Source organism: Nocardiopsis sp. MT53, assembly GCF_019598965.1.
Classification (GTDB): Bacteria; Actinomycetota; Actinomycetes; order Streptosporangiales; family Streptosporangiaceae; genus Nocardiopsis; species Nocardiopsis changdeensis.
On the sequence record NZ_CP080599.1, the window covers coordinates 4,885,201 to 4,899,739 of the forward strand.

Sequence of the window (14,539 nt, forward strand, 5' to 3'; positions counted from 1 at the left end):
GGAGGTCTCGGGCATGGCCTCGGAAGGAAGTCGACGTCGTTGTCCGACGGCGGCCGGGGATCCGGTGGCATCCCCGTGGTGCCGTCTTCTCCTACCTGCCTCGGTGGCCGGATGGGCCGTGAGGCGGCGCCGCGACCGTGTGTCGTCCGTGCGGCGCCGCAGTGGGACGGCGACAGCTTAATGCGCTGCGGGAGCGCATGCGCCCGCAACACGTCAACAGCGGGTGAAGTCGGTCAGGGTCCGGTGCCGACGAGGGTGAGGCGGTGGGCCTCGGTCGGGTCCGGGTGCTCCCAGCGGCCGACGAGGCGGTCGACGACCGCCGCCGGGACGGGCGCGGGGCGCCGGTCCAGGCGGGTGCGCAGCACCCCGGGCGGGGCCTCCACGGCGGTGATCTCCACGCGGGCGCCGTAGGCGGCGGCCAGGCCGGTGCAGCGGTCGCGCAGCGAGCGGGAGATGTTGGTGGCGTTCCAGACGAAGGACCGCCGTGCCCGCAGGTGCTCGCGGGCGCGCTCGTGGGCGGCGGCCGCCACGGGCCGCTGGTCGTCGGTGGGCCTCACGCCCAGCTCCGCGCGGATCGCGTCCAGGCCCACCACCGGCAGGCCGGGGCGTTCGCGGGCGATCCAGGTGTCCTTGCCGGCGCCGGGCAGGCCGGACATGACGGTGACGGTCATGCGGGTGTCGTCGTAGGCGTCGTGGTCGGGGTCGCGGTCGGGCCGGCGGAAGAACCAGAACCGGGCGTGGTCGGAGGGGAAGGCGCGCGGGCGGTCCAGGCAGGCCTGCTCGGCGCAGTACTCGCGGTACAGGCCGATGTTCTCCAGCACCTCGGCGGTGTCCCGGCAGCGGCGGCCCAGGATGTCGGCGGTGGCGAGCAGCGCGAGGTCGTCGTTGCGGGCGGTCAGGCTCACCCGGAACGCGATGCTGCGCAGGTCGGGGCGTTCCAGCGCCCAGAACGGCACCTGGTGGTGGCGCACCAGCGCCGCCACGTGCTCGCGTTCGGCGACGGGGGCGCCCAGCCGCCACAGGAGGGCGCGCACCATGAGGTCGCCGCGGCGGGAGTGGCCGTGGGCGGTGACGCGGCCGTCGTCCTCGCGGCGGGTGCACAGGGGTTTGGCGACGTCGTGCAGCAGCACGGCGACGAACAGCCGCGCCCGCTCGTCGGCGGGCCGGGCCCGCCATTCGGGCAGGGAGGCCAGCGCCTCGCAGGCCATGCGGGTGTGCACGGCCACGTCCCCCTCGGCGTGGTGGACCGGGTCCTGTTCGACGCCCTCCAGGGCGCGGACCTCGGGCAGGGCGTCGCGCACCCGGTCCCAGTCCAGGTCCCAGGAGGGCGGGGCGGGGCACAGCCCGGCCAGGTCGGCGTACTCAGTGGGTGTCCGCATAGAGCACCTCCGGGTCGGCCAGGCCGTTGGCGATGAGGGGGCGGTCCATCCAGTGCGTCCCCGAGTCCAGGACGGCGGTGGTGAAGTCGGCGCGCACCCACTTGTAGCGGTCGACGGTGCGCCCGCCCTCCTCGACCTTGATGTACAGGCCCTCCATGAGGTCGGAGCCGTCGCTCTCGGCCAGGGCGCGGTCGGGGTCGGCGCCGCCGGCGCGGGCGGCCTCGGCCAGGGCCTCGCGCCAGCGCGGGGTGCGGCATGTGGAGGGGCCGACCAGGGCGGTGAGGTCGGCCGGCCGGTCCAGGGGGCCGGTGTGCAGCACGGGCACCGACGCGACGGGCAGCCCGGCCAGCATCTCCCGCCGCGCGGGGGTGTCCAAGAAGGCGCCGTCGCGGGTGTCGAGGATGTCGAACTCGCAGAACAGGTGGGGCAGCGCGTCGTAGTACACGGTGTGCTTGGCGTACATCCACTCGCCGTACAGCACGTACCGGTCGCCCAGGCGCTCGTGCAGGCGCGGGGCGAGGATGGCGGCCCAGGCCTTGAACCGTGCGAACTGCCGCTCGCGCGGGCCGCCGGTCAGGTAGTGCCCGCGGCTCTGCAGGAGCAGCTCGCCGCCGGGGCCGAAGCCGATCCCGGCGTTGGCGCCGTCGAGCTTCTCCTCCACGACCAGGTGCCGTCCGGCGATGGCGGAGAAGGGGACCGCGGACAGGTCCCGGTCACCGGGCTGCAGGCGCGATCCGTGGATGTGCCGGGTCCGCGGGTACTTGTGCATGGGGACCGTTCTAGCGCGGCACGGGGACCGGCGGCCAGGGATTTTCCGGCCCCCGCCGGTGCCCGCCGTGTGGCCCCGGCCGGGCTCAGCGGCCGGTGACGGGGCGGCGCGAGCCCAGGGAGGCGGCGTCGGCGGCGGCCCGTCCGGCGTTCCACCCGTCCTCGCTGTAGGGCCCGCGCATCCGCGAGTAGGTGAGCTCGCCGAACGCCTGCTCCACGGCCTTCTCCACCTCGCGCTCGCGGGCGGCGAACAGCGGCACCAGGTCGCGTCCGGCCTCGGCCTGGGCCGCGTCGCGGACGCTGCGGGCCGCTTCGGTGAGGCGTTCGCCCACGCGCACCGCGAACGCCGACATGAACGAGGACCGGAAGTCCCTGCCCGCCCGGCGCCCGGACCGGTCGCGCACCGAGCTGCCCGCCCGCATCGCGGCCTCGGCCTGCACCAGCAGCGAGGTGAACAGCAGGTCCACGGCGTCGACGTCGTCGGGGAAGCCCATGACGGTGCACGTCTCCAGCTCGCGGTGCCACACCGCCCGGCAGTGGTTGGCCTCGGCGACCTCGTGCAGGAGCACGGCCTTGGAGTCGTCGTAGGGGGCGTCCACGGGCACCCGCCGGGCGTACCCGGCCTCGGAGGACTCCTCCTCGTCGGCCTCCAGCAGCGCCCGGTCGATGCTGTGCCGGGCCATGAGCTCCTGGGCGCGGGCGCTGAGCGCTTCGGCCTCCTCGGGGAACTCGGTGGACTCGGCCTTGGCCAGCAGGGCCCGGACCCGGGCGAGCTTGCCCCGGTCGACCTCGGTGCGCGCGCGGGAGGGGCGTACCCGGCCCGGGCGGTGGGAGCCGGGCACGTCCATGAGGCGCTGCAGCGGCGGCAGCGCGCGCAGCGCGGCCAGGGTCCGCAGCACCAGCTCGACCGCCTCGAAGCGCAGCAGGCCGTGGGCCCGGCCCAGGTGCCCCAACGGGTCGGCGACGGTCTCCAGGGCGCGCACCTGTGCGGTCCAGGCGGGGTCGACGGTGGCGGGGGAGTGGCGCTCCAGGTCGACGGCGGCCGCGTGGGCTCCCACCGCCGCAGCGGCCGGACCCAGCAGGCGGTCCAGGCGGCGCACGGCCTCGGCGGGCTGCCAGCCGCGCGCCCACACCGACCCCGCCGCGTCGCGTAGGGCCGCGGTCAGGGCCTCTTCGGCGGCGCGGGCCCGGGCCGGGTCCTCGGTGTCGGCGAGCAGCGCCGCCGCCAGGTCGACGCCACCGCCGCCGCGACCCGTGACCAGGGCGTCTACGGCCTCGGTGACGATGTCGGCCGCGGGGGACGCGGGCGCGGGGCCGTCCCAGTCGGGCACGGCCCGCTCGCGCGGCGCGCGCCGCTGCTTCCTGCTCCCCACCCGTGGCCCCCGTGTCCCGTCGTTCGTGGTCGGTGGACGATCCTACCGAGCGGCGCAGGCCCGCCCCGCACGTGAGAGAACGGAAATACCCGTGAAAAACGTCCGGACCGGAGTATCCGCGGCTTCGCCGGGGAAAGGGGTCCGTGCCGCGCATTCGCCCGGGAACCGCTCCCGTCGGCCGTACGGATCGCGCCGCCGGCGCCCGATCCGCCCGGTCGGCGGCGGTTCCGTGCTCCCTGGTCCGCGATGGCCGGAACGTCACCGTCGGTCCGCCGGAACGCCGAACACGTGCCATATCCCTCAATCCGGTCTCGCCCCCGACCGGGATCGAGTGTCGGTCGCGGAAAGGTGGACCTTTCCTCGCGGAAGCATTCCGGAAACATCCCGGTCCTAGCGTCTCCTGCATCCGCCGCCACCGAGGAGTCTCCATGCACCAGGGAACCGGCCCCGCCGACCATGAGGGCCCCTCGGCCGCGGGCCCGGCCCGCTGCCCCTACAGCGCGAACGGGGCCCTGGCACTGCACCGGGGAGGCGAGCTGCCCTGGCGGCAGCTGCGCGAACGCCACGGCGGACTGGTCCCGGTGGAGCTGGACCCGGGCGTCCCGGGCTGGCTCCTGCTGGGCTACAAGGAGAACCTCCAGGCCCTGCGGGACCAGACCCACTTCTCCGCGGACCCGCGCCCCTGGCGCGCCGACGGGGGACCGGCGCGCACCGAGGCGCTGGGGCACGACGGGGCCGAGCACCAGCGCCTGCGGATCCCCATCGTGGACGCGCTGGCCAGGGTCGGCACCTCGCAGCTGGTCCCCGTCGTGGAGCGCGCCGCGGTGCACCTGCTGGGCCGGGTCGCCGCCGAGGGCTCCGCCGACCTCATCGGCCGGTACGCCGCCCCGCTGCCCGCGATGGTCCTCAACGAACTGTTCGGCCTGCCCGACGAGTACGGTCGGATGCTCGCCGACCTCGCCGAGCGGTCCTGGAGCGGGGACCCCGAGGAGACGGCGGCCGCCGCGCGGGCGGTGCGCGGCTACTTCCAGGGGCTGGTGGAGCGCAAGCGCCGCGAACCCGGCGAGGACCTGGTCGGCCACCTGCTGGCCCACCCCAACGCGCTCACCGATCAGGAGGCGGTCGAGGCGCTGACCCTGCTGTGGCGGTCCGGGCACGAGCCCACCACCCACCTGATCGGCAACGCCCTGCTCAAGCTGCTGGAGGACCCCGGCGTGTGGACCGCCTACCTGGGCGGCACCCTCACCCCGGAGGACTTCATCGACTACGTCATGTGGACGGACTCGCCCCTCCAGGTGCTGGCGGGGCGCTACTCCACCATGGACATCCGGTTCTCGGGCGCGCACATCCGCCGGGGCGAGCCCCTGCTGTTCGGGCTGGCCTCGGCTCACACCGACCCGTCGGTGTCGCGGCACGGCGAGGACGCGATGGCCCTGGCCGGGAACCGGTCCCACCTGTCGTGGGGCGCGGGCGCCCACCGCTGCCCGGCCACCGCGTTCTCCCGGGAGCTGGTGCGCACCGCCGTCGACCTCGCCGTGGACCGGCTGCGCGGCATGGTGCTGGCGGTGGAGCCGGCCGACCTGCGGTGGCGGCCCTCGCTGTCGGTGCACGGGCTGGAGGAGCTGCCGGTGTGGTTCACCGCCACCGGTGAGCGGGTGGAGCAGGGACAGGGGGAAGAGCCCCGGGAGAGGAGGCCGGCCCGCACCTGGATCCGGCGCAGGCGCCGCCCCGCGGCCCAGGGCGCCCGGTACCAGGCGCCGCTGGCCCGGTCGGGCGGGGAGGACGGGAGCGACGGGGAACGGACCGAGGCGGCGGCCGTCGCGCCCCGGCCCCGCAGGCACCGGTCCCCGCAGGGCGCGGGCGCCCGGTACCAGGCGCCCTTCGCGGAGAAGGAGGCGGCCCCCGACCCGCTGGACCGGCTCCTGGCGGACTGGCGCCCCCGCGGCTGAACGCCCGCCGCCCCGGCCCGGGGCCGGAGCGGGGCCCCGCGGCCCGTGGGTCAGGGCTCGATGACGACCAGCTCGGGATGGACGGCGGCCGGATCCTCCAGCAGACCGGGGTCGGCCCCGCGCAGGTGGTGGTCGAAGAACGCCAGGGTGTAGGCCCGCGTCAGGTCCAGTCCGCGCCCGGTGCCCAGGTCTCCGTAGAGGCGCCGCCACTCCTGGGGCGTATAGGAGTCCCTGAGCCCGAGCTGCTCTGCCAGCAGGCCCTCGTCGACGGAGTTGGAGTGGCCCCCGCCGGCGACGCGGATCCACTGCCGCCACCCGGTCAGTCGGGGCCAGAACTCCCGGTAGCCCGCCTCCCATTCCTCGTTGAGCTCGAAGTCCCGTTGGAGCAGGGCCAGCGGCTTGTCGGTGCCCGCGTCGAGGGCGGGCCGGTAGTAGGGGCCGTCGTAGTTGATCCCCGCGTCCACCCGGTCCTCCACGCGCAGCGCCTCGGCGGTCGCCGCCCCGCCCCAGGAGTGCCCGGCCATGCCGACCCGGGAGGCGTCGATGACCCCCGACCACCGCCAGGCGGGGGCGGCGCCGTCGGCCCCGGTGAGCCGGTCCAACAGGAAGGACACGTCGGCGCCCCGCTGGACGGCCCCCTCGGGCCACGTCTCGGGACTTGCCTGCGCGGGTGGGCACATGGGACAGGTCAGGATCCGGTCGCCGGGAAACTCCACCGGACCCGCCTCGTGGGCGTGGTCGATCCCGGCCACCACGAAGCCGTGCGAGGCCAGGTCCTCCGCGAGGGAGGAGTACAGGATCGCGTTGTGCCCCGCGCCGGGGGAGACCAGGACCAGCGGGTACCCGTCGCCCGTGGGGCGCGCCGGGGCGGTGTTCGCCCGGGAGTGGGTGCGGACCCCGTGCAGGACATCCGCATACTCGTCGGGCAGGAGGCCGTCGGAGCCCTCGATCCAGGCCTCGGCCTCGGCCCCGGTGAGGTAGGAGGCGGTGCGGCCGGCGTCCGAGCGGGCCGGGTACCACAGGGTCGCCATCAGCTCGCGGGGACCGTCCGACCACAGGTCCTCGCGGTCGGCGTCCACCAGGTGCAGGTCGGTGCGGCCCACCGGGAGGCCGCCGGTGGGGGCGGGCAGGGCGAGCCGCGGGAGGCCGGAGGTGTCGGCCGCGGCGGTTTCCGGGACGGCGGTCAGTGCCAGGATCAGAGCGGAGGCCAGAGCGGAGGCCGACAGGAGTCGGACGCCCCGCGGGGGCGGACGGTCGTCGTGGATTTCAGGGGGCATGGGTTCCCGTTCCGTCGGCGGCGGAGTCCAGACCTCGACGCTACGCATCGTGACGCCGCCGGGCCATCGGGTGTCCCCCCTACTCCCCCCGGAGAGGACCACTGCGCAGGCCCGGGGGTTTCCCGGGCCTGCGCAGTGGAGGACCTCAGGGGCCGGTCTCGACCAGCAGGACCTCCAGGGTGCGGGGGCCGTGCACCCCCTCCACCCGGTTCAGCTCGATGTCGCTGGTGGCCGACGGCCCGCTGATCCAGGTCAGCGGGCGGGCCGGGTCGAGCAGGCGCACCGCCTGGGGCACCCCGTCCACGACCTGGTCGGCGCGCACGACGCACAGGTGGTAGTCGGGGACCAGGGAGATGGCGCGCCGGCCCTGGTCGGGGCCGCCGTCCAGCACGATCGTCCCGGTCTCGGCGATCGCGACCGCGCACGCGGTGACCACCCCGTCGGCGGCGTCCAGTTCGTGCACCCCCAGGGGCGCCTCCCGCGAGTCGGCCAGGGTCTCGACGCCGGCCTGTTCCGTCCACTCCCCGGGCAGCCCCTGGGGCACCACCACACGGCGGGCACCGCGCCGGGCCAGGGCCGCGGCCACCTCCGCGCCGACCCGGTCGGCGGGCACCCGGTGCACCAGCGCCTTGTAGTCGACCAGCCGGTCCTCGAACACCTCCAGGGTGGGGCCGACCGCGTGGGAGTCCAGGTAGGTCCGTTCGCGCGGCCGGTGCACCGACTCGTCGGCGGGGACGTCGGCCAGGGCGGCCCGCACCCGGGCCAGGATCGCCTCCTTGGCGCTCATCGGTCCTCCTCCCGCGCGCTGTCGCGCTCGTTCCACCAGCGGCGGAACGACTCCGCCGGGACGTCGGGGACGTCGCGTGTGTCGGTCCAGGCCCCGGCGAGCCCGGGCAGGTGCCGGGGGACCAGGTCGCGGCCCAGCCCGGCGGCGCGCTGGACCGCGCCCAGGGTCCGGGAGGACGAGAACACCGTCTCCGCCCCCGCCATCAGGGCCTTCTCGCCCGTGTGGCCGCGGCGTCCGGCGACCTCCTCGCGCAGGTGCACCAGCACCTCGGGGATGTCGATGGCGACCGGGCACACCTCGTAGCAGGCGCCGCACAGCGAGGACGCGTACGGCAGGGCCTCGTCGACCTCCGACCCCATCCCGCGCAGCTGCGGGGTGAGGATCGCGCCGATCGGGCCCGGGTAGACGGAGCCGTAGGAGTGGCCGCCGGTGCGCTCGTAGACCGGGCAGGTGTTCAGGCAGGCCGAGCAGCGGATGCAGCGCAGCGCCTGGCGGCCCACGGTGTCGGCCAGCACGTCGGTGCGGCCGTTGTCCAGCAGCACCAGGTGGAACTCCTGCGGGCCGTCGCCCGGGGTCACCCCGGTCCAGGTGGAGGTGTAGGGGTTCATCCGCTCGCCCGTGGAGGAGCGCGGCAGCAGCTGCATGAACACCTCCAGGTCGTTCCAGGTCGGGACGATCTTCTCGATGCCCACCACCGAGATGAGGGTCTGCGGCAGGGTCAGGCACATGCGCCCGTTGCCCTCCGACTCCAGCACCACGAGCGTCCCCGAGTCGGCCACCGCGAAGTTGGCGCCCGAGACGGCCGTGCGGGTGCGCAGGAACCGCTCGCGCAGGTGCGTCCGGGCGGCCTCGGCCAGCGCCCGCGGATCGTCGGTCAGCCCGGGCGGGGCGGGCGTGCCCCACTCGGCCATCTGCTCCAGGAAGATCTCGCGGATCTGGGAGCGCCCCAGGTGGATGGCGGGCACCAGGATGTGCGAGGGCAGGTCCTCGCCCAGCTGGACGATCAGCTCGGCCAGGTCGGTCTCGTAGGCGGTGATGCCCGCGGCCTCCAGGGCGTTGTTGAGCTCGATCTCCTGGGTGGCCATGGACTTGACCTTGACCACGTCGGTCTCGCCGGTGGCCTGAACCAGACCGGTGACGATCCGGTTGGCCTCGGCGGCGTCGCGGGCCCAGTGGACGTGCCCGCCCGCGCGGGTCACCGACTCCTCCAGCTGCTCCAGGTAGTGGTCGAGGTGGCGCAGGGTGCGGTTCTTGATCTCGGCGCCCTCGGCGCGCAGCCGCGCCCAGTCCTCGCCCAGCTCGTCCACCACCAGGCCGCGCTTGTCGCGGATGGTGTGGGTGGCCTTGCGCAGGTTGTAGCGCAGCCGCGAGTCCCGCACAGCGGTGCGGGCCGCCTCGGGGAAGGGCGGCATGCCCAGGAACGTGGCGCTGCTCATCGGGTCGCGCCCTCCTTCTCGGTCCGGCCCCGGCCGGTCTGTTCGGTCCCGGCGCCCTCGAAGTCCTTCTCGGTGCTCGCCAGGATCTCGGCGATGTGGGCGACCCTCATCCCGGCGCGCTGGCGCGAGAGGATGCCGCCGATGTGCATCAGGCAGGAGTTGTCCACGGCGCACAGCACCTCGGCGCCGGTCTCCAGGGCGTGGCGGGCCTTGTCGGCGCCCATGGCCGAGGAGACGTCGCCGTTCTTGACCGCGAACGTGCCGCCGAACCCGCAGCACTCGGTGGCCCCGGGCAGCTCGACCAGCTCCAAGCCGCGCACCGCGCGCAGCAGCTCGTAGGGGCGGTCGCCCAGGCCGAGCATGCGCAGCCCGTGGCAGGTGGGGTGGTAGACGACCCGGTGCGGGTAGTAGGCACCCACGTCGGTGACGCCCAGGACGTCCACGAGGAACTCGGTGAGGTCGTACACGCGCGGGGCCAGGGCGGCGACCTTACGGGACAGGCGGCTGCCGCTGCCGCCCAGGCGCGGGTAGTTGTCGCGGACCATCGCCGCGCAGGAGGCGGAGGGCACCACGACCGCGTCGGCGTCCTCGAAGGTGCGCACGAACCGGACGGCGAGCCTGCTCGCAGGGCGGCGGTAGCCGGTGTTGTAGTGCATCTGCCCGCAGCAGGTCTGGTCCGGGGGGAAGACGACCTCGTGGCCGAGCCGCTCCAGGAGGCGCACCACGGCCCGGCCGGTATCGGGGAAGAGCGTGTCGTTGACACAGGTGATGAAGAGCGCGATCCGCATGGGCCTCCTTCGCGCCGCGCCGGACCGGCGGCGGCCTGCTCGCCACGAGCCTCTGAGTGGTCAGACCACTTTGTCACACGCGAACGGAAAAGAGCAAGAACCGGCCCTTTGTCGGGTATGGGGGTTTCGTCGGAACGAATTGGTATGATCACTTGCCCGGGGAGGTGATCAGAAGGCGTCCCCGGCGCGACGACCACAGGGATCGGAGGGGAGCTGCATGGACGACCGGACCCCGGTCACCCAGCGGGCCGTCGAGCGCATCAAAAAGATGATCGCCTCCGGCGAGGTCGGCCCCGGCCAGCGCCTGCCCACCGAACGCGACCTCGCCGCCCGCCTGGACATCTCCCGCAGCTCCATGCGCGAGGCCATCCGCTCCCTCACCACCCTGGGCGTCCTGGAGGCCCGCCACGGGGCCGGCGTCTACGTCACCGCCCTGCGCCCCGCCGACCTGTTGGAGACCTTCTCCGTACTGGCCGAGGTCTCCCGCGGCGACACCCTCCTGGAGGTCCTCCAGGTCCGCCGGATGATCGAGCCCGCCGCCACCGCCCTGGCCGCCGCCCGCGCCACCGACGACGACCTGAGGCGCATCGGCACGCTCCTGGACCGCATCGACGGCGCCCCCGCGACCGAGGCCGAGACGGTCACCGCCGACCTGGACTTCCACCAGGCCATCGTCGCCAGCACCGGCAACGCCACCCTGGCCGCCGTCAGCCAGGGCCTGTCGTCGCGGACCTTCAACGCCCGGGTGTGGGCCGGGCACCGCGAGGCCGGGTTCACCGACGAACTGCGCGAGGACCACCGGCGCATCCACGAGGCCCTGCTGGCCCGCGACCCCGACGCGGCCCGCGCCGCCGCAACCGTCCACGTCATGCGGGTGGAGCGCTGGCTCGCCGCCGACCTGGCCGACCGCGACGGGGCCCCGGGGGCCTGAACCGGGGCCGCCCCTCACACGCCGCGTTCGCGCAGCCGCTCGGCGAACTCCTCGGCCCGCAGCACCCGGGCCAGGTCCTCGCGCCGCGGCGCGGGCGCCCGCTCGTCCCGCGGCCCCTCCTGCGGATCGGGCGCCTGCTCGGCGACCTCCCTGCGCAGCTCGTCGCCGATCCCCAGGGAGCCGCGGTCCTCGATCTCGTCGATCCGCAGGCCGTGCGGGTGGTCGAGCAGGTACTCGGCCACCGCGCTGTCCTGGTCCGGGGCGCCCACGTCCATGTCGGCGTCCACGTCGTCGATGTCCTCGGACCGCTCCCAGCGCTCCCCGTCCGACCCCTCGCTTGCTCCGGCCACGGGCGTCCCCCTCACCCTCGGTCATCCCTACTTTCCGATCATGCCTGGTCGAGGCGGGGTATTCCAGTGTCGGAGCGGACAGAGCGGGGCAAGGGGGAAAGCGATGTCGGTTACGGACGGTAGGCTTTTCCGGCCGAACCCCGACCCTCCCCCAGGAACGGAGCCCCCTGTCCCGTGACACTGCGCCAACGGGTCCGCACGATCGTCGACGCCTCCTGGTTCCAGGGCACCGTCGTCACCCTCATCCTCGTCAACGGCGTCATCCTCGGTGTGGAGACCTCGCCCCGGATCATGGAGGAGCACGGAACGCTCCTGCACGGCATCGACCTGTGCATCCTGGCGCTGTTCGTGGTCGAACTGCTGCTGCGGATCTACGCCCACCGGGCGGAGTTCTTCCGCGACCCGTGGAGCTGGTTCGACCTGGTGATCGTGGGCATCGCCCTGCTGCCCACCTCCGGGCCGTTCTCGGTCCTGCGGGTGCTGCGCGTGCTGCGGGTCCTGCGGCTGCTCTCGGTCATCCCCAGCCTGCGCCACGTCGTCGCCGGGCTGTTCCGGGCGCTGCCCGGCATGCTGTCGATCCTGTTCCTGGTCATCCTGCTGCTGTACGTGGCGGCGGTGATGGCCACCCGGCTGTTCGCCGACGTGTCCCCGCAGTACTTCGCCGACCTGCCCACCTCGCTGTTCACGCTGTTCCAGATCGCCACCGCCGACGGGTGGGGCACCATCGCCAAGGACGTCATGGAGCACATGCCGATGGCGTGGGTCTTCTTCGTCGTCTTCGTGCTGGTGTCGACACTGGTCGCCCTGAACCTGTTCATCGCCGTGGCAGTGGAGGCGCTGGAGAAGGACGACGACCGGCCCGGGGGCGGCGGCGAGGGCCCGGTCGGCGGCGGCCGCGCCGGCCCCGACGGCGAGGGGCCCGACGGGCAGCGCCTCATCCTCGCCGAGCTGCGCGCACTGCGCGCCGAGGTGGCACAGCTGCGCCGCGAGCGCGAGGAGGTCGGCCGGGGCTGACCCGCCCCGTCCGGCGGGAGCGGAACAAGGCCGCCGGGGCCGGGGTTGTGGAAAACGCCGCGCGGGCCCGCGGACGTGGCAAGGTGGTCTTCACAGCCGCGGCGCGGACGTGCGGGCACGGTCCGAGCCCCGTGCCGCCCGCCGCGCACCTGGACCTTACGGACGACGAGGAGCGACCGGATGCCTGCCACACCCCTCCCCCGCGCAGAGGACACCGGAGAACGGGCCGGGACGGCCCCGGCCCTGGACCGCAGGGACGAGTGGGCGGCCCTGGGCGCGCACCGCGAACGGCTGGCCGGCACCCACCTGCGCGACCTGTTCGAGGCCGACCCCGCCCGCGCCGACCGGTTCACCCTCGACGTCGGCGGCCTGCACGCCGACTACTCCAAGAACCTCGTCACCGACGAGACCCTGCGCCTGCTGGCCGACCTGGCCGGGGCGACCCGGGTCGCCGGGCTGCGCGACGCCATGCTGCGCGGCGACCACGTCAACCTCACCGAGGACCGGGCCGCGCTGCACACCGCGCTGCGCGCGCCCCGCTCGGCGGTGATCGAGGTGGACGGCCGGAACGTGGTCCCCGAGGTGCACGAGGTCCTGGACCGGATGGCGGAGTTCGCCGACCGGGTGCGGTCCCGGCGCTGGCTCGGCCACACCGGGCAGCCGGTGCGGAGGGTCGTCAACATCGGCATCGGCGGCTCCGACCTGGGCCCGGCCATGGCCTACGAGGCGCTGCGGCCCTACAGCGACCGGGGCCTGGAGTTCCGGTTCGTGTCCAACGTCGACGGCGCCGACCTGCACGAGGCGCTGGTGGACGCCGACCCCGCCACCACCCTGTTCGTCATCTCCTCCAAGACCTTCACCACGATCGAGACCATCACCAACGCCACCGCGGCCCGCCGGTGGCTGGTGGAGGGCCTGGGCGCGGAGGAGGCCGTCTCCCGGCACTTCGTGGCGGTCTCCACCAACGCCGAGGAGGTGGCCCGGTTCGGGATCGACACCGGGCACATGTTCGGCTTCTGGGACTGGGTGGGCGGCCGCTACTCCTACGACTCGGCCATCGGCCTGTCGCTGATGGTCGCCATCGGCCCGGAGCGGTTCCGGGAGATGCTCGCCGGGTTCCACCTGATGGACACCCACTTCGCGACGGCGCCGGTCGAGCGCAACCTGCCGTTCCTGCTGGGGCTGCTCGGCGTCTGGTACGGCGGGTTCTGGGAGGCCGAGAGCCACGCGGTGCTGCCCTACAGCCACCACATGTCCCGCTTCGCCGCCTACCTCCAGCAGCTGGACATGGAGTCCAACGGCAAGTCGGTGCAGCGCGACGGGCGGCCGGTCGGGTGGGCGACCGGGCCGATCGTGTGGGGCACCCCGGGCACCAACGGCCAGCACGCGTACTTCCAGCTGCTGCACCAGGGCACCCGGTTCGTGCCCGCCGACCTCATCGGGTTCGCCGAGCCGGCGCCCGACCTGCCCGAGACCCTGGTGCCCCAGCACGACCTGCTGATGGCCAACATGTTCGCCCAGGGCCAGGCGCTGGCCTTCGGCAAGACCGCGGAAGAGGTCGCCGGGGAGGGGGTTCCGGCCGGGCTGGTCCCGCACCGCACCTTCGCCGGGAACCGCCCCACCACCACCATCCTGGCCGAGCGGCTCAGCCCATCGGTGCTGGGGCAGCTGGTGGCCCTGTACGAGCACAAGGTGTTCGTGCAGGGGGCGGTGTGGAACATCAACTCCTTCGACCAGTGGGGCGTGCAGCTGGGCAAGGTGCTGGCCAAGCGGGTCGAGCCGGCGCTGACCGAGGGGGCGCGGGTGGAGGGGCTGGACGCCTCCACGGCCGGGCTGGTGGCCCGGTACCGCACCCTGCGCGGACGCTGACCGGCGACGGCCCCCGCCGCCGCGGGCGGGGGCCGGGCCCGTCGCGGGTCCCTCCCAGGGAAGGCGCGGCCGGTGCTCCGGAGGCCGCGCCCCGAGCCGCGCCCGCCCCAGGGTGACGCGCCGGGGCACCGCCCTTCCAGCCTGCCGACCTCCCGGTCCGCCGAGCCCCGGGGCGCCGCACCTCCAGATCGGTGCCCCTCAGGACCTTCGGTCCCGCAGACCGCGGAGCCCCCAGACCGGCGGGCTCACACCCCGCCCCGGACCGGTGCCCCTTGGGGCCGTCGGCCCTGCGAACCCAGGAGTCCCCAGACCGGCGATCTTCCGGTGCACCCAACCCCCGAACCGTCGTTTTCCAGGGCGCCGAGCTTTTCTAGGCCGCCGGCCTTCCGGACCGGCGGGCTCACGCACCGCCGAGCCCCGGACCGGGGCCGACGAACCTCCGGGCCGGAGGCCGGCGGGGGCGGTGACGGCCGGGGTGCCGCACGCTCCGGAACGGGGGGACACGGGGCCGGGATCGGGCCGCGGCGGTAGGGCGGGTTCCGGGGCGTCCTGCGCGTTCCGGGCGCAGGCCGGGGTTCCGGCGCGGATGTTGGAAATCGGCACGCCACTCGTGCAAGC

Annotated in this window: 12 protein-coding genes; 4 read left to right on the forward strand and 8 right to left on the reverse strand. The window is 74.6% G+C overall.

Annotation, left to right across the window (positions count from 1 at the left end):
* Positions 1 to 233: 233 nt before the first annotated feature.
* From K1J57_RS21590 to K1J57_RS21600, 3 genes are all read right to left on the reverse strand, one after another.
* Positions 234 to 1,379, reverse strand: coding sequence for an AAA family ATPase (locus K1J57_RS21590; RefSeq protein ID WP_220560414.1), 1,146 nt, complete (start codon positions 1,377 to 1,379; stop codon positions 234 to 236).
* Positions 1,363 to 2,148, reverse strand: coding sequence for an RNA ligase family protein (locus K1J57_RS21595; protein WP_220560415.1), 786 nt, complete (start codon positions 2,146 to 2,148; stop codon positions 1,363 to 1,365). The genes K1J57_RS21590 and K1J57_RS21595 overlap by 17 nt, the downstream gene beginning before the upstream one ends.
* Positions 2,149 to 2,233: 85 nt before the next feature.
* Complete coding sequence (locus K1J57_RS21600) at positions 2,234 to 3,520, reverse strand: DUF2786 domain-containing protein (RefSeq protein ID WP_220560416.1); 1,287 nt, start codon at positions 3,518 to 3,520, stop codon at positions 2,234 to 2,236.
* A gap of 428 nt (positions 3,521 to 3,948) precedes the next feature.
* On the opposite strand from K1J57_RS21600, the gene K1J57_RS21605 reads away from it, so the two are divergent.
* The gene (locus K1J57_RS21605; protein ID WP_220560417.1) at positions 3,949 to 5,469 is read left to right on the forward strand and encodes a cytochrome P450; all 1,521 of its coding nucleotides are present in this window, start codon (positions 3,949 to 3,951) and stop codon (positions 5,467 to 5,469) included.
* A 50-nt stretch (positions 5,470 to 5,519) separates the two neighbouring features.
* Here the strand turns inward: K1J57_RS21605 and K1J57_RS21610 are convergent, their stop codons facing one another.
* From K1J57_RS21610 to K1J57_RS21625, 4 genes are all read right to left on the reverse strand, one after another.
* A complete protein-coding gene (locus K1J57_RS21610) occupies positions 5,520 to 6,746 on the reverse strand; it encodes an acetylhydrolase (protein WP_220560419.1) in 1,227 nt (408 codons plus the stop codon).
* Between the two features lie 145 nt (positions 6,747 to 6,891).
* Complete coding sequence (locus K1J57_RS21615) at positions 6,892 to 7,533, reverse strand: lactate utilization protein C (RefSeq protein ID WP_220560420.1); 642 nt, start codon at positions 7,531 to 7,533, stop codon at positions 6,892 to 6,894.
* A complete protein-coding gene (locus K1J57_RS21620) occupies positions 7,530 to 8,969 on the reverse strand; it encodes a lactate utilization protein B (RefSeq protein WP_220560421.1) in 1,440 nt (479 codons plus the stop codon). The genes K1J57_RS21615 and K1J57_RS21620 overlap by 4 nt, the downstream gene beginning before the upstream one ends.
* Positions 8,966 to 9,757 carry a (Fe-S)-binding protein gene (locus tag K1J57_RS21625; protein ID WP_220560422.1) on the reverse strand — a complete coding sequence of 264 codons (792 nt, stop codon included), beginning with the start codon at positions 9,755 to 9,757 and terminating at the stop codon, positions 8,966 to 8,968. The genes K1J57_RS21620 and K1J57_RS21625 overlap by 4 nt, the downstream gene beginning before the upstream one ends.
* Positions 9,758 to 9,974: 217 nt before the next feature.
* On the opposite strand from K1J57_RS21625, the gene K1J57_RS21630 reads away from it, so the two are divergent.
* Complete coding sequence (locus K1J57_RS21630; protein ID WP_220560423.1) at positions 9,975 to 10,688, forward strand: FadR/GntR family transcriptional regulator; 714 nt, start codon at positions 9,975 to 9,977, stop codon at positions 10,686 to 10,688.
* A 14-nt stretch (positions 10,689 to 10,702) separates the two neighbouring features.
* Here the strand turns inward: K1J57_RS21630 and K1J57_RS21635 are convergent, their stop codons facing one another.
* Positions 10,703 to 10,963: a hypothetical protein gene (locus tag K1J57_RS21635; RefSeq protein ID WP_370634686.1), complete on the reverse strand. Its 261-nt coding sequence runs from the start codon at positions 10,961 to 10,963 to the stop codon at positions 10,703 to 10,705.
* Positions 10,964 to 11,212: 249 nt separating this feature from the next.
* On the opposite strand from K1J57_RS21635, the gene K1J57_RS21640 reads away from it, so the two are divergent.
* Together K1J57_RS21640 and pgi are read left to right on the forward strand one after the other, a co-directional pair.
* Positions 11,213 to 12,052: an ion transporter gene (locus K1J57_RS21640; RefSeq protein WP_220560425.1), complete on the forward strand. Its 840-nt coding sequence runs from the start codon at positions 11,213 to 11,215 to the stop codon at positions 12,050 to 12,052.
* A 180-nt stretch (positions 12,053 to 12,232) separates the two neighbouring features.
* Positions 12,233 to 13,921: a glucose-6-phosphate isomerase gene (pgi, locus tag K1J57_RS21645; RefSeq protein ID WP_220560426.1), complete on the forward strand. Its 1,689-nt coding sequence runs from the start codon at positions 12,233 to 12,235 to the stop codon at positions 13,919 to 13,921.
* The last annotated feature ends 618 nt before the right edge of the window (positions 13,922 to 14,539 follow it).

Coding starts and splice junctions, on each gene's coding strand:
- K1J57_RS21605 (WP_220560417.1), top strand. CDS start 3,949: ATGCACCAGGGAACCGGCCCCGCCGACCATGAGGGCCCCTCGGCCGCG.
- K1J57_RS21635 (WP_370634686.1), bottom strand. CDS start 10,963: ATGGACGTGGGCGCCCCGGACCAGGACAGCGCGGTGGCCGAGTACCTG.
- K1J57_RS21620 (WP_220560421.1), bottom strand. CDS start 8,969: ATGAGCAGCGCCACGTTCCTGGGCATGCCGCCCTTCCCCGAGGCGGCC.
- pgi (WP_220560426.1), top strand. CDS start 12,233: ATGCCTGCCACACCCCTCCCCCGCGCAGAGGACACCGGAGAACGGGCC.
- K1J57_RS21615 (WP_220560420.1), bottom strand. CDS start 7,533: ATGAGCGCCAAGGAGGCGATCCTGGCCCGGGTGCGGGCCGCCCTGGCC.
- K1J57_RS21610 (WP_220560419.1), bottom strand. CDS start 6,746: ATGCCCCCTGAAATCCACGACGACCGTCCGCCCCCGCGGGGCGTCCGA.
- K1J57_RS21630 (WP_220560423.1), top strand. CDS start 9,975: ATGGACGACCGGACCCCGGTCACCCAGCGGGCCGTCGAGCGCATCAAA.
- K1J57_RS21595 (WP_220560415.1), bottom strand. CDS start 2,148: ATGCACAAGTACCCGCGGACCCGGCACATCCACGGATCGCGCCTGCAG.
- K1J57_RS21625 (WP_220560422.1), bottom strand. CDS start 9,757: ATGCGGATCGCGCTCTTCATCACCTGTGTCAACGACACGCTCTTCCCC.
- K1J57_RS21590 (WP_220560414.1), bottom strand. CDS start 1,379: ATGCGGACACCCACTGAGTACGCCGACCTGGCCGGGCTGTGCCCCGCC.